This window comes from Coraliomargarita parva (assembly GCF_027257905.1).
Taxonomy (GTDB): Bacteria; Verrucomicrobiota; Verrucomicrobiia; order Opitutales; family Coraliomargaritaceae; genus Coraliomargarita_A; species Coraliomargarita_A parva.
On sequence record NZ_JAPZEI010000005.1, the window covers coordinates 317004 to 336546 of the forward strand.

The window sequence follows — 19543 nt, forward strand, 5'->3', positions numbered from 1 at the left end:
CCCTCTTTCTTTCTCTTTGGTGTCAAACCACATCTCCGCTCATCAATCATATAGTATAGTAGCCAGGCTATAAGAATGAGGTTGACGCTATTTAAAATAAAGTTAGTTTTATGGTATGAAGCGTATGCGGCGTACGAAGGTTCGTGGGACGGTGGCGGTTTACCACTGCATGACTCGTGTGGTGAACGGTGAGATGCTCTTGAGGGGGCGGGCGAAGGAAATACTGCGCAAGATGCTGTGGCAGGTGGCGGACTTCAGCGGGGTGGAGGTTTTGACATATTGTGTGATGTCGAACCACTTTCATGTATTGGTGCGGGTGCCGGAGGCGAAAGCAGTGAGTGATGCGGAGCTAATGCGGCGTTATCGTGTGCTGTATCCGAAGCCCACTCAATACCAGACGGCAACAGCGGCAGTGATGAAACAGCAGCTACAGGATGGCGGTGCTGAGGCGGTTGCGATTCGTACGCAACTGCTGGCGCGTATGGGAGATATTTCCGAGTACATGAAAGCGGTGAAGCAGCGCTTTTCCGTCTGGTATAACCGTAATCATGGGCGGTACGGAACTTTGTGGGCGAACCGTTTCAAGAGCGTTCTGGTTGAGGGGAAGGGGAATTCCTTGCAGACAGTGGCGGCTTACATCGATTTGAATCCGGTCCGTGCGGGCCTGGTGAAGGATCCGAAGGATTACCGTTTTTGTGGCTATGCGGAGGCGGTAGCAGGCTTGTCCAGGGCGCGTGCCGGCTTACTTGCGATTTGGGGCGATCATGCGAAGCGTCGGGCGGGCGGGATTGACGTGCAAGCGGCCCTACAAGCACATCGGCTCTTGATTTTCGGGAAGGGCTCGAGCCCTTGGATCCATAAAGGCAAGGTGATCAACCGAAAGGCAGCGTTGCGGGTGCTGGAGCAGGAGTCCGGGCGTTTGCCGAGGGGAGTAGCGCTACGTTGCCGGGTGCGCTATTTCACGGATGGCGCAATACTGGGCTCGACGGAGTTTGTGCGTGGTTTTTTTGTCGACTGGCAGATGAGGCGAGGGTTACGGCGCCGGCCCAAGGTCAATGTGATGGCCGGGTGCGATTGGGGTGATTTAGCGGTCATTCATCCCCTGAGGCGGGATGTGTTTAGCTAGCTTTTGAGTCGCTTCATTGGCTTTTGGGTGCCCCGAAGCTATGTCTTGTGTAACACTCGTCGGTTTCCGTCACGGACACGCCTCCTTTATTCGCAGTGCCCTATGTGGCCAAGTCACAGCTGTAATAAAAGACTATGATGCCGACCAGGGACAAGAGCAGTACAGCCACGCTCAAAGGAGATGGAAAGAGGCAGAGCAGGGTAATCGGGATTGCAGTGAAGAGGAAGGTCGCAAGCAGTACCCAGTATGCTTTGGGATGGGCGAAGTTGAGCGTTCTTCCTGCCCATGTGGGGCGCTTGGGGACGATGACCCTCGGGTCGGCTCGGCAGAAATAGAACAGTCGGCATTTCCAGTTTTGGGGATCTCGCCAATGGGATTCGTAAGGCTGCGCTTTCATCTGATTCGGGGTGTGGGTGTGCAGTTAAGCCAGTTTTTAGAGTGAAGGTTACGGTTAGCGTAGTCAAAATAGAAAGAAGCCTGTATGCGCTTTCGGCTTTTCAGATTCTCCTGGGCAATGTTGTATAAGCAGATAGATGACAGGTGTTTCTAGATTTACATGTAGGGCTGTGGTACGTCTCTCCCCGGCGGTTTCTGTCGCTGCGGGTTTCGTCCGGGCTTATGGGGGGTGACAATGGCACGAAACGGATCCGATTACTATGAGGGCAAGGTCCGGCTTGGATTGGTCGGCTGCGGGGCACGTGGTCAGGAGCATCTCTTGGCTGCGCGTGAGCTGTCGGGCCGTTGCCAATGGCGCTTCCTTTGTGACAGTCAGCCGGAAGTCTTGCGTGAGGCGGCTCGGCTTGTCCCTGGCTGTCGCACAGGCACAGACCTGCGTGAACTTTTGCATGAGGCGCCTTGTGACCTTGTGGTTATGGCCTTGCCCCCGGATGTCGATCGTTCCGGCCTGGTCAAGGCCTTGGCGGAATCGTCGGTTAAGGCGGTACTGGTGGAGAAGCCGGCGGGCTTGTCCGCTGACTCGGTTGTGCAGGCTTACGGCGGCTTGACGCAGCCGGTCTGGGTTTGTCACCAGATGCGCTTGCTTCCCTGGATGCAGGCCTTGAAGGAGTGGTGGGGGCGTCAGCCTGACTGTGCCAACTTGCGGGTGGAGCTGCGAAGTTACGGCAAGCTCTACGATCAGGGCGTTCATTTACTGGATCTCTTGTATTGGCTGCAGGGAGGGCGCATCACACAGCAGCCCTCGCATGTGCTGCTGGAAGATGAGCCGGCGCGGTTGGCACAGTGCCACCCATTGCACCCCGGTTGGCGCTACGACTCGAAGCATCCCGGCGCCCAATGGTCAGAGCTCGAACTGCAGGCCGACCGGTCTTCTGGGCTTCCCGGATTTTCGCTGAAAGCGGGGCCTTTGGCCTTTGAGGGGCCGGACTGGCTCGGCAAAGAGATACGGATCACTGGCGGGCGGGGAGGATTGACCGCCTCGGCGGCGGGTGGTTTACGTTTTGAGGGAGAATGGGCGAAGCAGAACCTGGACTATCCAGGAGATGCCAGCCGTTATCAGGAGGCGACGCGAGCCGTCTACCGCAGCTTGTCCGATTATGTGCAGAGGCGTCTTGCGGTCGACGAGGTGGCGCTGCCTCGCATCAATGCGCATGTCTCGGTGCTTCGATGGTTGGAAGGCGTGTTGTCGGTGCCGGCGCGGCGTCTGCCGGAACCGGCCTATCTGGCCCGCACGCGGGAGCGCGCCGAGGATCCCGTCTCGGTGATCGTCCCCCTTTCGGACCATCGCGGGCTCGGGGTGGAATGTATCCGGAGCTGGTTGACGCAATCGCAGGTGGCTGACGAAGCGTACGAGCTGATTGTGATCAGTAACCCGCAGACCATGGGTGTGGCTGAGCAAATACGTCCGCTCCTTCGTGAGAGGGACCAGTTGATCCACAACTCGGCCGAGGAAGTGCCGCTCGGGCAGGGCGATATGATCGAATATGTGATGGGGGTGGAAGCCTCTGACTCGGAATTCATCTTCATGAGCGAGCCCCATTGTATTGCGCTTCCGGATACGGTTCAGCAGTTGAGGCGGGCATTTCTCACTACGGAAGCGGCGGGCTTTTGCACGGACACGATCGAGCGAGTGGACACCCTGGGAGGGAAGATGGAAAGCCTGTATTATGAAGAGGGCTTCGAGAGCTGGAAGCAGCCGGGCGCCTGGGAGAAAATGATCATGCGCGGCTTTGGCGTGCGCCGCTCGGCCTACCGGGCGGTGGGCGGCCTGAACCTGCGGTACGGTCGTTTTTGCGAGTGGCTTTTGGCGGCGGACCTTCACCGCCGGGGCTATTACCTGACCTATGTTCCTGAAGTCGCCATTGTTCATTGTTATACGCAGGATATCCGCTATTTGAACGATGCGATCGAGGAATTCGTCATGGGGCAGTCCCTGTATCTCGAAGAGACGCCGCTGCCGGAACGTGCCGATTATTTTCCCGAGCCAACGATGGTTCAGTCGCCTTCGGATCCGGAGTGGGGCCGGGTGCGAAGGCAGCTGATGGGGAAACTGTCGGTGCTGGCGGAAGCATTACGGCCTTCCGGTATGGCGATGGCCCGGTGCAAGCGCGATGTGCATGCGCTACTGGTACACCTGCTTCGATGGAAACGCCGCTGGAGCTTCAGCCATTTCAAGGGATTTTACGAAAGCCAGGTCGCCTATGCGTTTCACAAGCATCGCTACCCGGCCGGTACGTCCCTGGGAGCTTCAACAGCCATCAGCTTGGCGCAGGGGTGGGATGCGTCGACGCTTCAGCCACCGGTGGGGCAGGGGTTCTACACAGTTGAGCCTTATGATGCGCAACGCTTTTGCTGGATGGCGCCGATCGGGGGGCTTCCACTTGAATTGCCGGCTGGGTCTTCTGTGCTGGAGTTGCGGCTCGTGCCGATCCTCAAGCTGAAGCCGGAGTGCCTGATGGCTCGTGTCAGCCGCTCCGGGGTCCGGGTGACACGGATCGAATGCTTGCGCAAGGAAGCACGCTTACGTTTTCACTTGGAGAATGTAGGTGCCGCTTGCCGCATCTGGTTTGGGTTGAAGTCGCCCCGTTTTTCTGCGATGGCTCCGGAAACGCGCAGTCTGGGCATCCCGGTTGCTACAATCCGCCTGACGACCACCTCTCATACGACCCAATGCGATCCCTGCTGCCATATTTCAGATACCTAAAGCAACACAAGCTCGCCTATTTCGGCGGGCTCCTGCTGGGGGTGATCTTTGCGGCGACCAGCGGATTCGGCATGGCCTTCATTACAGCCAAAATCCTGCCGGTTCTCTTTTCCAAAGATGCGGATTACGGCACGGACCAGAAGCTGCTGATGATCAGCCTGATTCCGGCGGTGGCCATTCTCAAGGGGGTGAGTGGCTACTTCAGTAGCTATCTGGTCAGCTATTGTGAGCGTAAGATCACCTTGAAACTGCAGGCCGAGCTGATGGAGTTCCTGCAGACGCTTTCCCTATCCTTCTACCACAAAAACCGGACCGGCAACCTGATGGCGCGTGTCTTGAACGACAATGCCCGAATCGCCGCGGTGGTCACCCGCTGTGCCGCGGACATGGTCCGGCAGCCGGTTGCGATTTTCGGTGCGTTCTGTGTCATTGTTTACCTGTCGTTCCAGAATCATGACATCGGTTTTCTGGCTGTCGCACTGCTACTTTTGCCCGTCTGTATCGCACTGGCACGTTCGGTCGGCACGCGCATCACCGCCCGTGAAAAGCAAATCGGGATGAGTGAGGGCTCGCTCCACTCCATCATTCACGAGAGCATCGCATCCGCGCGCGAGACCCGGGCTTTCAACTTGCATGAGCGGGAGCTGTCGCAGTTCAACCGGAAAGCCCGGTGGCAGATGAAGGTCATGTTGAGGCTGATCGCCTACCGGAACGCGATTTCACCGATGGTCGAGATTGTTTCCGCATTCGGGGTGGCGGCCGCACTCCTGATTGCGACCAAGAGCGGGATTTCGATCGAGGCCATCGTGCCGCTTCTTCTGGCCCTCTATCTTTGTTACAAGCCATGGAAGACACTAGGCAAGATTTATGCTGAGGTACAACGAGCGTCTATGGCTGTCGAACGTATCAACCGAATTTATGCCACCCGAGAGGTGCTGCCGGAACCGGCGCATCCGCGTACGTGTGGCCCATTCCGGGAAGCCTTGTCGATGGATGGGGTCAGTTTCGCCTACCGGAAGCAGAAGCTGGTACTCAAGCAGCTTGATTTGACCATCCGCAAAGGGGAGGTCGTTGCGCTGGTCGGACCGAGCGGAGCCGGCAAGTCGACCATCAGCCACCTGCTCTGCCGCTTCTATGATCCCCAGCGAGGTACGGTGCGCTATGACGGGGTGGATGTCCGTGAATTCCGCCAGGCGGATTTGCGTCATCGAATGGCTTTCGTTCCTCAGGACAGCTTTCTCTATGCGGACACGGTACGGGAAAATATCCGGATGGGGCGACTGGATGCGAGTGACGCCGAGGTCGAGGAAGCCGCACGCAAAGCCAATGCGCTGGCCTTCATTGAGGATCTGCCTCAGGGTTTTGATACGGTGGTTTCAGAGCGCGGCGCCAGTCTCTCCGGCGGTCAGCGCCAGCGTATCGCCATCGCGCGGGCCTTTTTGCGGGACGCCGAAATCCTGATTCTGGACGAAGCGACCTCCTCACTGGATGCCGACAGCGAATGGGTCATCCAGCAGGCATTGGAGCGTCTTTTCGAAAACCGGACCGTGATCATCATCGCCCACCGCTATTCCACGATCCGCATGGCCGACCGGATCCTTTTGTTCGAGGACGGGCAACTTTTGATGGCGGGCGACGAGTACGAACTGGAGCAGGCGTCTCCGTTCTTCAGAAACGTAAAGTTTGCCGGAAGCGATCAATTTACCAGCAGACTCAATGAATAACGACTAACCTCCCTCTTGTACGGATGCGACCTACCAAAGCAAATTATCCGGACCCACTGCCAATCACCGCAATCCTCCCGGTTTACAATTGTGCCCACCGCATGCGTGAGCACATGGAGAACGCGCAGGGCTGGTTGCGTCATGTGGCCGAAGTGGTCGTGGTGGATTCCCATTCCACCGACGAGACACTGGCGATCATCAAGGAGTACACCGCGAGCTTGGATGTGAAGTATGTCCAGCATCCCCCCGGCCTGTACGCCTGCTGGAATCGGGGTGTGCAGGAAGCCACCAGTCCCTTTATCTATTTTTCCACTATTGGCGATCATATCTCCTATGCGGGTTTATGTGCGCTGCTGGGGACGATCCGCCGCTTCCATGCGGACGTGGCAATCAGCCCGCCGCGTTTTACCTACGAATCCGGCACCGCAGTGAAGTCGAAGGAGGTGAAGTGGCCGATTCATGAGATCATCGACGACCTGAAACTGACCGAGCCGACCTTGATGGACCAGCGTGTCCTCTACAATTATATCCTGGTCTATCTAGAGCGTGCGGTTTTGGGGAGCAGCGCGAGCAATCTCTACAAGCGCACGATCCTGAAACGCTATCCCTTCTCCGATGACTTTCTGTCTGCCGGGGACAGCTCATGGATTATCGAGCATAACTTTGATGTACGTGTAGCGATCCACCCGGAGGTACTCGCGTCCTATCTCTTCCATGTGAAAGATTGGAGCTATGATCTGGACGAAGCGCAGCGTGGCCAATTGCTCCGGCGCAGGTTTGCCTACCGGGCCTACAGCCGATCCCTGGACAATTCCCCGAAACTGAGTCCCTCGGTGGCCCGGGACCTCAAGCAGGTCGTTGAAGATTCGCTCGGGCAACCGATCGAGAAGGATATACGGCCGGTCGACATGGGTTTTCTTCATAAGATTATCCAGCAGCAAACCGTCGAGACCCAGTTATTGCTGGATCAGTTGAATGCGGTCAACCTGCGTCTGGAATACCTGCAGCGCAAGCAAGCGGAGAAAGCCTATCGGCAGCGTCTGGGCGCGCTGCGTTACATTTGGCTGCCGGCGGTGCAAAACCGACGTGCGCGCAAGAAGTTGAAGTTGCAACTGGACGAAATGTCGGGGATTCCGGGGCTTAAATGGGATAGTTCGTTTGTTTGATATGAGCCGAGAGGCTGGTGTCGATGAATTCCTCCAGTTCCGGTGTCATGTATTCTTTCCAGGATCCGGGCTTGCCGCTCCGGCCGTGTGAATGAATGTCGGTCTCTCCCGGCTTGCGGCCGAACTCCTTCTCGAAAGTCAGCTGTTCGATGACTTTCAATAGGTAGTCCGCATCGAAATCAAAGCGGAGCTCCTGAAGAATCGGGATCAGCATTTGTCCCTGTGACTCAAAGATCTCCTCGTAGCGGTAAACCGGCAGCCCCGACTCCATCCACGAGCTTTGGGTGAAGAGGAACTTGGCGCTGCGCTTCCGGAAGACATGCAGCAGCCCTTCCTCGTCGCTCATGTCCTTCATCTCTTCCCTGGCCTGCAGCACATTCGGATTCGGGACGTGCGAATACTTGAGTGAGAAGTAGAGCGAGGTCAGGGTGTCCCTGATGTCCCGAATGACGAAGAAGGTGGGTTGCTTCTGTGCAAATTTCAGCTTCCTAAACCGCGGGTAGTCGCAGAACAGCGCGCTGTAGATGGCACCGGGTTGATACTGCAGATCCTCGATCTTTTCCCCGACGCGTAGGGGAGTTCGCTCGTCATACGCGGTTTTGAATATCCTGTAGAGCCAGCTGGAGCCGGCTTTCGCGTGGGTGACATGAAAGAGGCAGTCCGCTTCGGCCCGGGGGCCGCGAGTCTTCTTGAACAGCTCGAACATGTGCTTCCTTCGTCTTGCCTGCGAGCGGGGTTGACTACTTCGCCAGTTGGAGCAGTTCTCGGATCTCCGGCACGTCCTTGATGATCTGGCTGGGCGCGGGGCCGACGCCGATGTATCGAAGGTTCGGATACCGATTCTTGTTCTGGTCTCCGTGGTTGGCCACGTCGATCAGCGCCTTCATCAGCCAGGCCACGTAGACCTTGGCGTTTTCCGGGAGGTCGGCAAAGCTGCGCACTTCGGAGATGTCCTCGCTCCATCCGGGGACTGTTTTGAAGACGGGCTTGAGGGTCTTGTGTACCTTCCCATTGCGCGGGACGTGGTGCAGGATATTGCCGTGCTTGTCCTCGTAGGCGATGCAGATCTTCAGCTCGCCCTGCCATTCGCCGGAGTGGGAGAGCGCGTCCAACTTGTTCAGCACGAGGTCCTGGTAGCCGCCGTAGCGCAGCGCGTCACCTTTTTCCACGGCGTCGTACCAGCCGACCATACGTTGGCGGCCGGTGGTGGCGCCGAACTCGATCTTGCGCAGCTTGCAGCTGAGCGGGTGGTCGAGTTCGATTTCGGAGACGAACACGTGGGTGCCGACCTTTGTGTCGTAGGCCTTGCAACAACCGACGTTGTGGATCGGTTGTGCCGGAATGCCGGCGGATTGGAAGAATTCCGGGGTAAAGGTGTGGGAGGCGGTGACGTTGGGCGGGAAGCCGTGGCGTTTGTCCAGCCAGAAGGCCTGGCCGAACTCGCCGATGATATAGTTCCCTTTGTCCTGTTCACGGAGGACCAGTTCGCGGACGTCCACAATTTGCGGGGCGAGCTGCTGGCCGGCGGCCCAGTAGGCTTCGATCAACTTGTCTGCATCCAGAGTGAAGGGGGCCTCGCCGGCAAACTGGCCGAAGTCAAACTCCGCGGCGGGGAAGGCGCCGCTTTCGATAATCTCGGCATTGGCCTTGGTTTCCGCGGTGGTGAGGGTTTGGAAGAAGCCAGCCCAACGCTCGGGAGCGACTTGGCAGACGAACTCGATGACACGCAGCGCGCGGTCGATGCGTCCGCGCATCTTGTCGGCGAAAAAGTTCTTCGAGCCGAGGAAGTCGGCGTAGTAGATTTGGAACTGCCCGACCTCGTCGAGGTAGGCCGGCGTGATGCCCCGGCCGGTGGAGCCGCGGGGATCGCCCTTTTGAACATGCACGCGGTAGTCTTCCCACGCGAGGTCGAGCAGGCGGTGGCAGAGGTCGGACATGAGACAGCGCTCGTCGATGGCGAGCCGCTTCAGCGCGGTGTAGCCGTATTTTTCGGCATAGGCCGCTTCCCAGAGGAATTTTCGGGGATCGGCCACGACGCCTGCGCCAATCGGGAGGTAGGGCACCTTCGGGTCGGCGACGCCGCCGGGCAGCAGGTTGAGCTTGAGGCCGGCCACCGTGTGGCCCGAGTTGGACCCGCCGTTGACTTTCATGACCGCGGCCACGGCATCTTCACGGCCGGTGGTTTCACGCAGTTCGTTGACGATTTCAAGGATGACGCGGCCTTTGCCTTCGTCCCCTGTGGATATGCCCGTGTCAGCGATGAGTTGGGAGGTAAATTCGGTGAGCATTGTATGGATGTTGACCCGCTAAGGTTCGTGGCTGGATCGAGCGCAAGCCGTATCGTTGACTTGCCGGACCCCTCCTCTGTTCGTGGGCAAATTAAAATTCTGGGTTACTTGCTGGTTTCCGTGTCGCTAGTCTTGACTGTGATCACGTCGTGCGGGGCCGACTCCTTCTGGCCCGCCGGGCTGACGCGGATGTAGCGGGCATTGGCCCGGAGCTGGGTGAGGTTAGCGGCACCAAGGTAGCCCATACCGGACTGGATGCCTCCGACAAGTTCGCGGAGCACGCCGGAAAGTGAACCGGCCGCCTCCTTGAGTGCTTCGATGCCTTCGGCTGCGGCCTTGGTGGTGACGTCCTTGCGGTCGTGGCCGTAGCGGGAGGCGGAACCGTCCTTCATGGCCGCATTACTGCCCATTCCGCGGTACTGCTTGTAAAGCTTGCCGTTGATTTCGATGATCTGTCCGGGAGCCTCGTTGCAGCCCGCGAGCAGGCTGCCGCACATCACGCCGTCTGCGAGAGTGAGGGCCTTGACCATGTCGCCGGACTTGGTAATCCCGCCGTCGGCCAAGATGCTAACCCCGTTCTGGGCGGCGGCTTTGGAGGCCACGTAGAGGGCGGTCATCTGGGGGATGCCGACACCGGCCACGATGCGAGTGGTGCAAATGGAACCGGGGCCTTGGCCGATCTTAATCGTGTTGGCGCCGGCCTTGGCGAGGAATTCCACGCCTTCGGCACTGGTCACATTGCCGGCGATGAGCGTCAGTTCGGGAAATTCCGAACGGAGCATACGGACCGAATCGCCCACGCCCTTGGAGAAGCCGTGTGCGGTGGAGACCGCGATCGCGTCCACACCCTCGTCGACTAGCTGGCCGACGTGACCGAGAATGCGGTCCCTGTCGAGTTCGCCGTCCGGCTTGCGGTGGGCGGAGATCGCGGCGCCGCACATGAGGCGGAAGTGGGCATCACGGGCCGGCTTCACGGACTGCTGGGATTCGGTTTCGATACGTTCGATGTCGCTCAGGGTGAAGAGGCCGCGCAGGCGGTCCTGTTCATCCACCACGAGCAGCTTATGGATGCCGAGATGCTCGGTGAAGAACTTGTCCGCCACCTGGATCGGATCTTTTGTGATTTCCTTTTCCTGAAGCGTGTAGACCTGATCGCGTTGGGTCATGGCCTCGGAGACCAGGCGGTCGGCGTAGCGCGGCTTGACCACGCGGCCGGGGAGCAGGCCGAGCAGTTTGTTGCCTGCGTCGACAACCGGGAAAGTACTGAAGCCATAGCCGCGGTCGGCGATGCGTTCGAGGATCTCACCGATTTTTTGTTCGGGGCCGACTTTGATCGGTTCCTGGATGAAGCCGTGGATGTGGTTCTTGACCCGGGCTACTTCCTTGACCTGCTTCTCGTCGTTCATGTTGTAGTGGATCAATCCGAGGCCGCCGTTCAGCGCCATCTGGATAGCCATCTTGGACTCGGTGACCGTGTCCATATCGGAAGAGATGATTGGAATCTGCAACTCAAGCGCCTCGGAAAGGCGGGTGGCCAGATTGGTCTGACGGGGGAGCACCTCCGAGTAGAGGGTGGCGAGCGAGACGTCGTCGTAGGTCAAGCCGACCGGTAGGTTGCTGCTGAAAAACGCATCGGCCGGTTGATAGAAGTCTTCGATCCTTGGAATGGCGGGCACTGTCATGTGCTGACTCCAGCAAAAGATTGTCTTTTCTCAAGTAGAAAGAACAGTGAGTTCCATGGAATGCCGCATTTCCATCCGCCGCTACCGTCGAAGCTTCGTCACGCCCTTGCGCACGGCGCGTGGTGATTGGTCGTTCCGGGAGGGCTTCATCGTGCAGGCAGACGACGGCAGGCGCTGCCACTACGGTGAGGTGGCGCCGCTGCCCGAATTCGGAACGGAGTCGCTGGCGGAGGCGGAGGCATTTCTCCGGGAGATCGGGAAGCACCCCGGCTTGAAGGTGCCGCCGGAACTGCCCTGCTGCGGATTTGGCTTGAGTGCGGCAATTCATGGCGCGGTCTTTCCGGAGGCGTGTGAGCTGCCGCCGGTGGCCGGGCTCCTTCCGGCGGGGCCGGCCCTGATCGAGGCGGCCGAAGCCAAGCGCCAGTCGGGGACAGGGGTATTCAAGTGGAAGGTCGGTGTCCTCACCCCGCAGGAAGAGCAGGGGCTCTTTCGTGAATTACTGGGTCGTCTGTCTCCGGATGTGCGTTTACGTCTGGATGCCAATGCGAGCCTGAGTCCGGCCGAGTTGGATAGCTGGTTGTCCTGCCTGCAGGACTACCGGAGCCGGATCGAGTTTTTCGAGCAGCCTCTGCCTGTCGGGATGGAGCCGGTCATGGCCCGAGCGGCGGCCGCTTCGGGTGTGCCCATCGCGTTGGATGAATCACTGAATGGGCTGCAGGCGGAGCGATGGCTGCACCCCGGCGCCTGGGCCGGGCCGCTGGTGATTAAGGCGCCGCTGATGGGGGACATCCTGCGTTTGCGGGAACGGCTCAGGCCGGTGGCTCAACAAGTGGTCTTTTCTTCCGTCTTTGAAACCGCGGTGGGTTGTGCGAACGTGTTGGGGTTGGCCCGCGGCCTGTCCCCGCTGAAATATGCCTTTGGATTTGATACGCAGAATGCCTTCGACGATAGTCTTGGCTTTCCGGGGCCGGTCGCTGGCAGTGCGGCTTCGGTGGTGCCGCCTGATATTGCACAGATATGGAAACAACTCCGCCCTTTGACTTGAAAGAGCTGAAACGCGACTGGATCGCGGATGTGAGCGGGTATTCCTTTTCCAAGAGGGTGCAGCGACGGATTGAAACCATCCGGGGGAGCGGTGTGGCGGCTCATACCCGTGGCGTTTTGATTGCCGAGGAGGACCCGGTGAAATTTGCCGCCGCTTTTTTTGCCGCGGTGCACCTGCGTATGCCGGTTATCCTTGCGAACCGGCGCTGGGGGCGGATCGAGTGGGCGGAAGCTGCGGCCCTGGTGAATCCCGCAGTCATCTTCGGTTCGACTCCGCTAGGCACAGAGAAGTGTGCAGGCAGTGTGCCGCGCGTCGCGCCCTCGACGATTTTGATCCCGACAGGGGGAAGCTCGGGCGGGGTGAAGTTCTGCGTGCACCGCTGGGAACATCTGGTCGCCTCCTGTGAGGGGCTCGCGCATTTCATCGGCCCGGGCCCGATCCATAGTTGCTGTGTCCTGCCGCTCTTTCATGTCAGTGGGCTCATGCAGCTGGTCCGTTCTTTTTATACTGGAGGGCGGATTGCCTTTCCGTCCTTTGACGACCTGCGGGCGGGGCGCTTTCCTGACTTTCCGAGCAATACGACCTGTCTTTCCCTGGTGGCGACCCAACTGCAGCGATTGCTTTGCCTCAAGCGTACCATCCGTCCACTGATGACGGCACGGGCGATCTTTCTCGGGGGTGGTCCGGCTCCCCTTTCGGTTCTCGAGCAGGCACGCGAATTGAAAATCCCGCTCTTCCTCAGCTATGGGATGACCGAGACGGCGGCCATGGTGGCCGCATTGACGCCGGATGAATTCCTGGCCGGTCAGACCAATGCCGGGCGCCCGCTCTGGCATGCATCGATTGAGATTGTGGGCCCGGACGGTAGTCCTTGTCTGCAGGGGGAGTCCGGCCGGATCCGGATTAAGAGCCGAGCCTTGTTCAAGGGCTATCACGGACAGCGTATGCGCAACGCCGGCGACAGTTATCTCACAGAGGACGAGGGTTGCTTTGATCGCTACGGCCGCCTGCATGTGATTGGGCGCAGTGACCGGCTCATCATCAGTGGCGGAGAGAAAATCGACCCGCGCGAGGTGGAAAGCGCGATTTTGGAGACGGGCGCGGTCGAGCAAGCTTTGGTTCTTGGGTGGCCGGACCCGGAGTGGGGGCAGCGCCTGGTGGCCTTTTATGTCGAGGGGGCGGTTCGCACCGATCCCGGCAAGTGGGACCAGGAATTGCGGTCTGATCTGGCCCACTATAAATTGCCCAAGCTGATGATCCCGGTAAAGCGACTGCCGATGACGGTGCACGGCAAGGTGGATCGTCGCTTGATCCAGTCCCTGATCGAGGGGGCGCTGGAGGCACCGCGGGCGTAGGTGCTGGGTGATTCGCGGAAGAAGCGCGATGTTCAGTCTGGAGTCAATTGTGGCTTAAGCTCCCTGCCATCCTGGCAGAATTTATTCGAAGTGGTATTATGTGTCGTGCACCTGCCCGGTGGCAATTTGTTCCCCTAATCGAGCTGCTATAACGAAAAGTTAAGCTTACTATAATTCTGCGTTATTAGGAAAACTTAGGTCGAAATTTTTCTTGATAAGTCAGACTTATCAGACGATAGTCCTGAAAACTTTGGTTAGTATAGAGGGTAGTAGTAGGCCCGGGCGTTTGGTAGGCGTCCGGGCCTTTTCTTGTCCAAAGGGGACGTATTCCGGCCTTGCTTACCTCAGGGAAGCCTTGCTTTATTCTCTTGTCTTTATGTTTTACCGGAGGCGTTGATAGTAGCGCTTTTCTGCTCATTGTAATGACCGATCTGACTTCACCACAGACAGTTCTTCCCAGCGCCGAAGTGCGCCTTTCCCTGCTTAAAGTCCTTTGGCGTAGTCGCTTAGGGGATCTTCGGGAGCAGAGCCTGATCCGCCAAGGCAAAGGCTGGTTCCATATTTCGGGGATGGGGCATGAATCCATCGCAGCCATTGCGCTGCATCTCAAGGCGGACGATTATGCTTTTCCCTATTACCGCGACCGCGCCTTCTGTCTACAGCGTGGCATCGCCGACTACGAAGTGGCGCTGGCCTTCTATGCCAAGCGTGCTTCCTCCAGTGGCGGTCGTCAGTTGACCGGGCATTTCAGTGACCGGGCGCTGAATATCTGGAGCCATCCCTCGCCGGTGGGGGCGCATTTGCTGCCGGCCTGTGGTGCGGCCTGGGGCATGCAGCTCGATGGAAAGAAAAACGTAGTCTATGCCTCCCTGGGGGAGGCTTCCGCACGGCAAGGCGACTTTTTCGAAGCGGTCTGCTTCGCTAAGGAGCGTAAGCTTCCGATTGTTTTTGTGGTTGAGGACAATCGGATCGCGATCAGCACTTCGACGCAACGGACGAACCCGCTCGCTTTGGGCGTGCTGGACAAGAGTGAATGGATCCGTGTGGACGGCAGCTCGGTCCAATCTGTCTATGAAGCCGGGGCCGAAGCGGTCGGCCGTGCCCGCGCCGGGGAGGGCCCTGCCTTTATCTGGTGTGACGTGGAGCGTTTTTCGAATCACTCGAGCGCGGACGACCAGCGCATGTACCGTGCGGCGGACGAACTGGAAGCCATGCACGAGCGCGACCCGATCGCGGTCTATCAAAAGCAACTGATCGACGATGGTGTTTTGACGGAGGAAGCGGCATCGGAGCTGGAAAAGACGATTCGCGAAGAGATCCGTCAGGCCTATCAAAAGGCCAGCGAGCAGGAAGACCCCCGAGCCTCCGAATGTAATTATGAACTGGTCGGTCCGGAGTTGGATGTCCCGGCGCCGACGGTGGAGTTGCCGGATTCCTGTCGCATGTTGGATGCGGTCAACCGTGTCCTGCACAGCGCGATGGACAAGCTGCCCAATGTCGTCTTTTTCGGTGAGGATATCGCGGATCCGAAAGGCGGCGTTTTCAACCTGACAAAGGGGCTGTCCACCAAGGACCCCGCTCGTGCGGTCAATTCACCGTTGGCGGAATCGACCATCATGGGGGTCTCGGTTGGCCTGGCCTCGTATGGCAAGCGTCCCTGTTTCGAAATACAGTTTGTGGATTTCATCTATCCGGGCTGGAACCAGCTGGTTTCCAATATGGCGACGCTGCGCTGGCGCAGCTTCGGGGCCTGGAAATGTCCTTTGGTGATTTATGCGCCCTGTGGGGGCTATTTGCCGGGGGGCGCCTTATGGCACAGCCAGTCGGGAGAAGGGTCCTTTGCTCACATTCCGGGGATCCGCGTGGTGGTTCCGTCCACCCCGGAGGATGTGGCCGGATATTTCTGGACCGCGCTCCACGGCGAGGATCCGACGATTATCCTCCTGCCCAAGCACTTGATGTGGGCGGAGCAAAAGGTACAGGGGGCGGTCAAGGCCTTGCCGCTCGGAGAGGCGCGTGTTGTCCACGAAGGCAATTTGCTGACGCTGGTCACTTGGGGCAATTGTGTGGAACTGGTGGAGGAGACGCTCGAAGGTCTGGATACGCCGCTGGATATTGAGTTGATCGATCTGCGCTCGATTTCTCCCTGGGACCGGGAGACGCTTTCCCGTTCCGTACGCAAGACCGGTCGCTTGCTGGTGGTTCAGGAAGACAATATTTCCGCCAGTGTGGGACAGATGATCGTCTCCGAACTGTGTGGGGATGCTTCCGTGCTCGGTGCACTGAAGAGCCCGCCGGTGATTGTTTCCAAGGCCGACGTTCATGTTGGTTTCAACCCGATTTATGAATATGCGGCCCTGCCGGACCGTGAGCGGATCGCCTCGGCCATCGAACGGCTTTTGTCCACCGCGCTGTCCACCTCGCTCGAAGCGGGGGCCGCAACGTCGGCTACCACTGTGGCCGCCAGCGCTGAACCTGATACGATTTCCATGAGCACGACTTCTTCGAATTCCGCCAGTGCGAGTAAAACCATCACCGTGCCGATTCTTGGCGAAGGGATCCGTGTGGCCCGGGTGGTTTCCGTGCTGAAGCAGCCCGGCGATACGATCCAGGCGGATGACGCCCTCTGCGAGGTCGAGACCGACAAGGCGGTCTTTCCGATCGAGTCCGACGTCGACGGCGTCCTGACCGAGTGGAAGGTGGCCGAGGACGACGAAGTGTCGGTCGGGCAGGATCTTGTGGTGGTGCAGTTGAAAGCCGGCTCGGTGGCCGCTCCGGTCGATACGGGCTCGGCGCCGGCTGAGGCCTACGACCACATGAAGAAAGCGGCGGGTCTCTCGATGGAGGCGATCAAGCAGCTGGAGGGTATCGTTCCGGCCACGATTGACATGACTTGCCGTTGGGAAGCGGTTCGCGACGCACGCCTGCGCAGCAAGGAAGCGGGTGGGCCGACCCTGTCGACCGCGACGATGACGGCTTGGGCCGTGGTCCAGGCCATGCGCAAGCATGAGCGCTTTGCATCTTTTATTCGCGGCGGTGAATTAATGCACGATCCCGCCCGTTTCGACCTCGGTGTGGCTGTGGCGCTTCCCGGCGATGTCCTGGAGACTGCTGTGGTCAAGGAGGCAAACATGCTCGGATGGGCGGATTTTCCGGAAGTCTTCAACGAATCCCTGCGCCAGACACGTCATGGGGAAATTGTTTCCAAGAATCGTGTGTCCCTGACCATTTCGAGCATGGGGGCCTACAGCGTGCGTTCGGCCATCCCGGTGGTGGTACCGCCTTCCGTTGCGACACTTTTCATCGGTGCACCCTACCAGTTGCCGGATCCCAAGTCGAAGGACGGCGGCACGATGGAAGTCGTTTCCCTTGTCCTGACCTTCGACCATCGCTGGGTCAACGGAGTGGGCGCCGCGGCTTTCCTCTCCGATGTACGTAAAGGCATCGAGCGCTTCAAGGAAGCGTGAGGGCAAAGGCCGGAGGCCTTTGCGGAGGGCTGAAACCTGAAAGCTGAGACCTGGAGGGTTGAGGTCGCTCCCGTATATTTCACCCACTTGTCACCTGACGGTGCAGCTTTGAGTTGACAGGGACCTTCGGAATTTTACAACCGTAGGTCCCAGATGGGCACTTCTCTGAAGTATCGGATTCTGGTTTTGAATCGCTTATGGCAAGCGGTGAATATTATCACTGTCCCTCGTGCCTTCAGTTTGCTGCTTCAGGACCATGCCCAGGTCATCTACACCGGTGACGGCAGCTTCCGCATGATGGATGCGAATGCCTGGCTGGCTTTTTCGGAAGATGAGGAGCCGGGTGACGAGGAAGCCTTCGTGCAAACGGTTCGTATGCGCATCCGTGTGCCCAAGGTTCTGCTCCTCCGCGACTACGACCAGTTGCCGGCCCAGGAGGTGAAGTTCACCCGTCAAAATCTCTTTGAGCGCGACAATTACCGCTGCCAGTACTGCGGCAACAATTTCGAAGAGCACCAATTGAACATGGATCACGTGATTCCCCGCGACCAGGGCGGCCGGACTTCGTGGGAAAATATCGTGACTTCCTGTATTAAGTGCAACTCGCGCAAGGCGAACCGCCTGCCGCACCAGGCCAATATGCATCTGATCCGGAAGCCGGAGCGTCCACGCTGGCGGCCCTTTGTCAGTTCGCTGATCGGTCAGGACTACGATTCCGAGTGGGATCACTTCATTCAGGGCAAAAAGTAACGATCCCTGTCTATTGCTGGCATGGAAGTCGGTTGACCGCTACGGAGCCTGCCTTATTTCTGGTGACAGGACCGTTAAATCGTTTTTGGAGCGCTTTTTGCTAACAAATGCCCTTGTCTCTACTGACTCACTAACTAGCTAATAACGAAGATGAAGATCTGTTGTATTGGAGCGGGCTACGTCGGGGGACCGACGATGGCGATGATAGCAAATAAATGCGAACAGCACACCGTCACGGTTGTCGATATCAACCAGGCCCGCATTGATGCCTGGAATTCCGACGACTTGCCGGTCTATGAGCCGGGCCTCTTCGAGGTTGTGAAGGCTTGCCGGGGCAAACGCCTCTTTTTCTCTACCGATGTGGACACTGCGATCCGCGAAGCCGACATGATCTTCATGTCCGTTAACACGCCGACCAAGAACTATGGGGTGGGTTCCGGCCGAGCCGCGGATCTGCGCTACATCGAGCGTTGTGCGCGCAAGATCGCGGAAGTGGCGGAAAGCGACAAGATCGTGGTGGAGAAATCCACCCTCCCGGTCCGTACCGCCGAATCGATCAAGCGTATCCTGGAGTCGAACTCCAACGGGCGCAATTTCCAGATCCTCTCCAATCCGGAGTTCCTCGCCGAGGGGACCGCAGTCGAGGACTTGGAAGCGCCGGATCGTGTGCTGATTGGTGGCGACCAGAGCCCGGAAGGCAAGGCCGCGATCGAAAAGCTGGTCGAAGTCTATGCCACTTGGGTGCCGCGTGAACGTATCATCACGACGAACCTCTGGTCGTCCGAGCTCTCGAAGCTCACCGCCAATGCCTTCCTGGCCCAGCGTATTTCCTCGATCAACGCGATTTCCGCGCTCTGCGAGGCGACGGAAGCCAACGTCGACGAAGTGGCGCACGCGATCGGCACGGATAGCCGGATCGGTCCGAAGTTCCTCAAGTCCTCGGTCGGCTTCGGTGGTTCTTGCTTCCAGAAGGATATTCTCAACTTGGTCTATCTCTGCGAATACTTTGGCCTGCCGGAAGTCGCCGACTACTGGAACAAGGTAGTCGCGATGAACGACTACCAGAAACACCGTTTCGCACGGCGCGTGGTTTCGACCATGTTCAATACGGTTTCGGACAAGAAGATCGCGGTTCTGGGCTTCGCTTTCAAAAAGGACACCAACGATACGCGTGAGTCGGCAGCCATCTATGTCTGCAAGGATCTGCTTGAAGAGCTGGCCAATCTGGCTATCTACGATCCGAAGGTCACCGAAGACCAGATCTATCGTGACCTGGGGGTGGCCGAGGACGATGCGCGCGTGACGATTTGCACCGATGCCTACGAAGCGACCCAGGATGCGCATGCGATCCTAATCCTGACGGAATGGGATGAGTTCAAGGCGCTCGATTACAAGCGGATTTACGATTCCATGCACTTGCCGGCTTTCCTTTTCGACGGTCGTAACCTGCTCGACCTCTCGAAGCTTCGCGAAATCGGATTTGAAGCCAGCGGCATCGGCCGCGGCTGATTCGTTCGGGATACGTGGTACGAGATACGGGATACGGGATTTGAGCCTGCCCACGACTCAGCGCGGACATGCCCTTCGACTCGCTCCGGGCGGGCGGAAGCCTGTCACTCCATATGCTGCTTAGCCATTCGTTAGGACTTGCACAAATTCATGGAGGGATGCGCGTGCCGCCGAGGCATGCCGGATCCCGCTTTGCGGGAGCCCGGACCATCATTTCTAGCACGCTGCTGCTTGTGAGGTGTGTCCGTTTGTGGAGTTTATTCGGGGAGCA

Annotated in this window: 13 protein-coding genes; 9 read left to right on the forward strand and 4 right to left on the reverse strand. The window is 58.6% G+C overall.

Going from position 1 to position 19543, the window contains the following annotated elements:
* Nucleotides 1-124: 124 nt before the first annotated feature.
* Nucleotides 125-1126, forward strand: coding sequence for a transposase (locus O2597_RS09790; protein WP_269524398.1), 1002 nt, complete (start codon nucleotides 125-127; stop codon nucleotides 1124-1126).
* 100 nt (nucleotides 1127-1226) lie between these two features.
* Here the strand turns inward: O2597_RS09790 and O2597_RS09795 are convergent, their stop codons facing one another.
* Entirely contained in the window at nucleotides 1227-1523 is a 297-nt protein-coding gene (locus O2597_RS09795; protein WP_269524399.1) for a hypothetical protein, read from the reverse strand.
* A gap of 234 nt (nucleotides 1524-1757) precedes the next feature.
* On the opposite strand from O2597_RS09795, the gene O2597_RS09800 reads away from it, so the two are divergent.
* Genes O2597_RS09800 through O2597_RS09810 form a run of 3 tightly spaced genes read left to right on the forward strand, consistent with a single transcriptional unit; the run spans nucleotide 1758 to nucleotide 7176 of the window.
* Nucleotides 1758-4286, forward strand: coding sequence for a Gfo/Idh/MocA family oxidoreductase (locus O2597_RS09800; RefSeq protein ID WP_269524401.1), 2529 nt, complete (start codon nucleotides 1758-1760; stop codon nucleotides 4284-4286).
* A complete protein-coding gene (locus O2597_RS09805; RefSeq protein WP_269524403.1) occupies nucleotides 4253-6010 on the forward strand; it encodes an ABC transporter ATP-binding protein in 1758 nt (585 codons plus the stop codon). The genes O2597_RS09800 and O2597_RS09805 overlap by 34 nt, the downstream gene beginning before the upstream one ends.
* Nucleotides 6011-6033: 23 nt before the next feature.
* A complete protein-coding gene (locus O2597_RS09810) occupies nucleotides 6034-7176 on the forward strand; it encodes a glycosyltransferase family 2 protein (protein WP_269524404.1) in 1143 nt (380 codons plus the stop codon).
* On the opposite strand, the gene O2597_RS09815 is transcribed toward O2597_RS09810, so the two are convergent.
* The 3 genes from O2597_RS09815 to guaB form a co-directional block, all read right to left on the reverse strand.
* Nucleotides 7151-7882 (reverse strand): sulfotransferase domain-containing protein, encoded by a 732-nt coding sequence (locus O2597_RS09815; RefSeq protein ID WP_269524405.1) that lies wholly within the window; start codon nucleotides 7880-7882, stop codon nucleotides 7151-7153. The two genes, O2597_RS09810 and O2597_RS09815, sit on opposite strands and share 26 nt — an antisense overlap.
* A 34-nt stretch (nucleotides 7883-7916) precedes the next feature.
* Nucleotides 7917-9464, reverse strand: coding sequence for an adenylosuccinate synthetase (locus tag O2597_RS09820; RefSeq protein ID WP_269524406.1), 1548 nt, complete (start codon nucleotides 9462-9464; stop codon nucleotides 7917-7919).
* Between the two features lie 104 nt (nucleotides 9465-9568).
* Nucleotides 9569-11146 (reverse strand): IMP dehydrogenase, encoded by a 1578-nt coding sequence (gene guaB, locus O2597_RS09825; protein WP_269524407.1) that lies wholly within the window; start codon nucleotides 11144-11146, stop codon nucleotides 9569-9571.
* A gap of 55 nt (nucleotides 11147-11201) precedes the next feature.
* Here guaB and menC point away from each other — a divergent pair, with 55 nt between their 5' ends.
* From menC to O2597_RS09850, 5 genes are all read left to right on the forward strand, one after another.
* Nucleotides 11202-12191 (forward strand): o-succinylbenzoate synthase, encoded by a 990-nt coding sequence (gene menC / locus O2597_RS09830; protein WP_269524447.1) that lies wholly within the window; start codon nucleotides 11202-11204, stop codon nucleotides 12189-12191.
* Nucleotides 12164-13546 (forward strand): AMP-binding protein, encoded by a 1383-nt coding sequence (locus tag O2597_RS09835; RefSeq protein ID WP_269524408.1) that lies wholly within the window; start codon nucleotides 12164-12166, stop codon nucleotides 13544-13546. The genes menC and O2597_RS09835 overlap by 28 nt, the downstream gene beginning before the upstream one ends.
* A gap of 422 nt (nucleotides 13547-13968) precedes the next feature.
* Nucleotides 13969-17013 carry a thiamine pyrophosphate-dependent enzyme gene (locus tag O2597_RS09840; protein ID WP_269524410.1) on the forward strand — a complete coding sequence of 1015 codons (3045 nt, stop codon included), beginning with the start codon at nucleotides 13969-13971 and terminating at the stop codon, nucleotides 17011-17013.
* Nucleotides 17014-17166: 153 nt separating this feature from the next.
* Nucleotides 17167-17763: an HNH endonuclease gene (locus tag O2597_RS09845; RefSeq protein ID WP_269524411.1), complete on the forward strand. Its 597-nt coding sequence runs from the start codon at nucleotides 17167-17169 to the stop codon at nucleotides 17761-17763.
* Nucleotides 17764-17913: 150 nt separating this feature from the next.
* Nucleotides 17914-19272 (forward strand): UDP-glucose 6-dehydrogenase, encoded by a 1359-nt coding sequence (locus tag O2597_RS09850; protein ID WP_269524413.1) that lies wholly within the window; start codon nucleotides 17914-17916, stop codon nucleotides 19270-19272.
* The last annotated feature ends 271 nt before the right edge of the window (nucleotides 19273-19543 follow it).

Coding starts and splice junctions, on each gene's coding strand:
- O2597_RS09845 (WP_269524411.1), top strand. CDS start 17,167: ATGGGCACTTCTCTGAAGTATCGGATTCTGGTTTTGAATCGCTTATGG.
- O2597_RS09850 (WP_269524413.1), top strand. CDS start 17,914: ATGAAGATCTGTTGTATTGGAGCGGGCTACGTCGGGGGACCGACGATG.
- O2597_RS09815 (WP_269524405.1), bottom strand. CDS start 7,882: ATGTTCGAGCTGTTCAAGAAGACTCGCGGCCCCCGGGCCGAAGCGGAC.
- menC (WP_269524447.1), top strand. CDS start 11,202: ATGGAATGCCGCATTTCCATCCGCCGCTACCGTCGAAGCTTCGTCACG.
- O2597_RS09805 (WP_269524403.1), top strand. CDS start 4,253: ATGCGATCCCTGCTGCCATATTTCAGATACCTAAAGCAACACAAGCTC.
- O2597_RS09810 (WP_269524404.1), top strand. CDS start 6,034: ATGCGACCTACCAAAGCAAATTATCCGGACCCACTGCCAATCACCGCA.
- guaB (WP_269524407.1), bottom strand. CDS start 11,146: ATGACAGTGCCCGCCATTCCAAGGATCGAAGACTTCTATCAACCGGCC.
- O2597_RS09795 (WP_269524399.1), bottom strand. CDS start 1,523: ATGAAAGCGCAGCCTTACGAATCCCATTGGCGAGATCCCCAAAACTGG.
- O2597_RS09820 (WP_269524406.1), bottom strand. CDS start 9,464: ATGCTCACCGAATTTACCTCCCAACTCATCGCTGACACGGGCATATCC.
- O2597_RS09835 (WP_269524408.1), top strand. CDS start 12,164: ATGGAAACAACTCCGCCCTTTGACTTGAAAGAGCTGAAACGCGACTGG.
- O2597_RS09840 (WP_269524410.1), top strand. CDS start 13,969: ATGACCGATCTGACTTCACCACAGACAGTTCTTCCCAGCGCCGAAGTG.
- O2597_RS09790 (WP_269524398.1), top strand. CDS start 125: ATGCGGCGTACGAAGGTTCGTGGGACGGTGGCGGTTTACCACTGCATG.
- O2597_RS09800 (WP_269524401.1), top strand. CDS start 1,758: ATGGCACGAAACGGATCCGATTACTATGAGGGCAAGGTCCGGCTTGGA.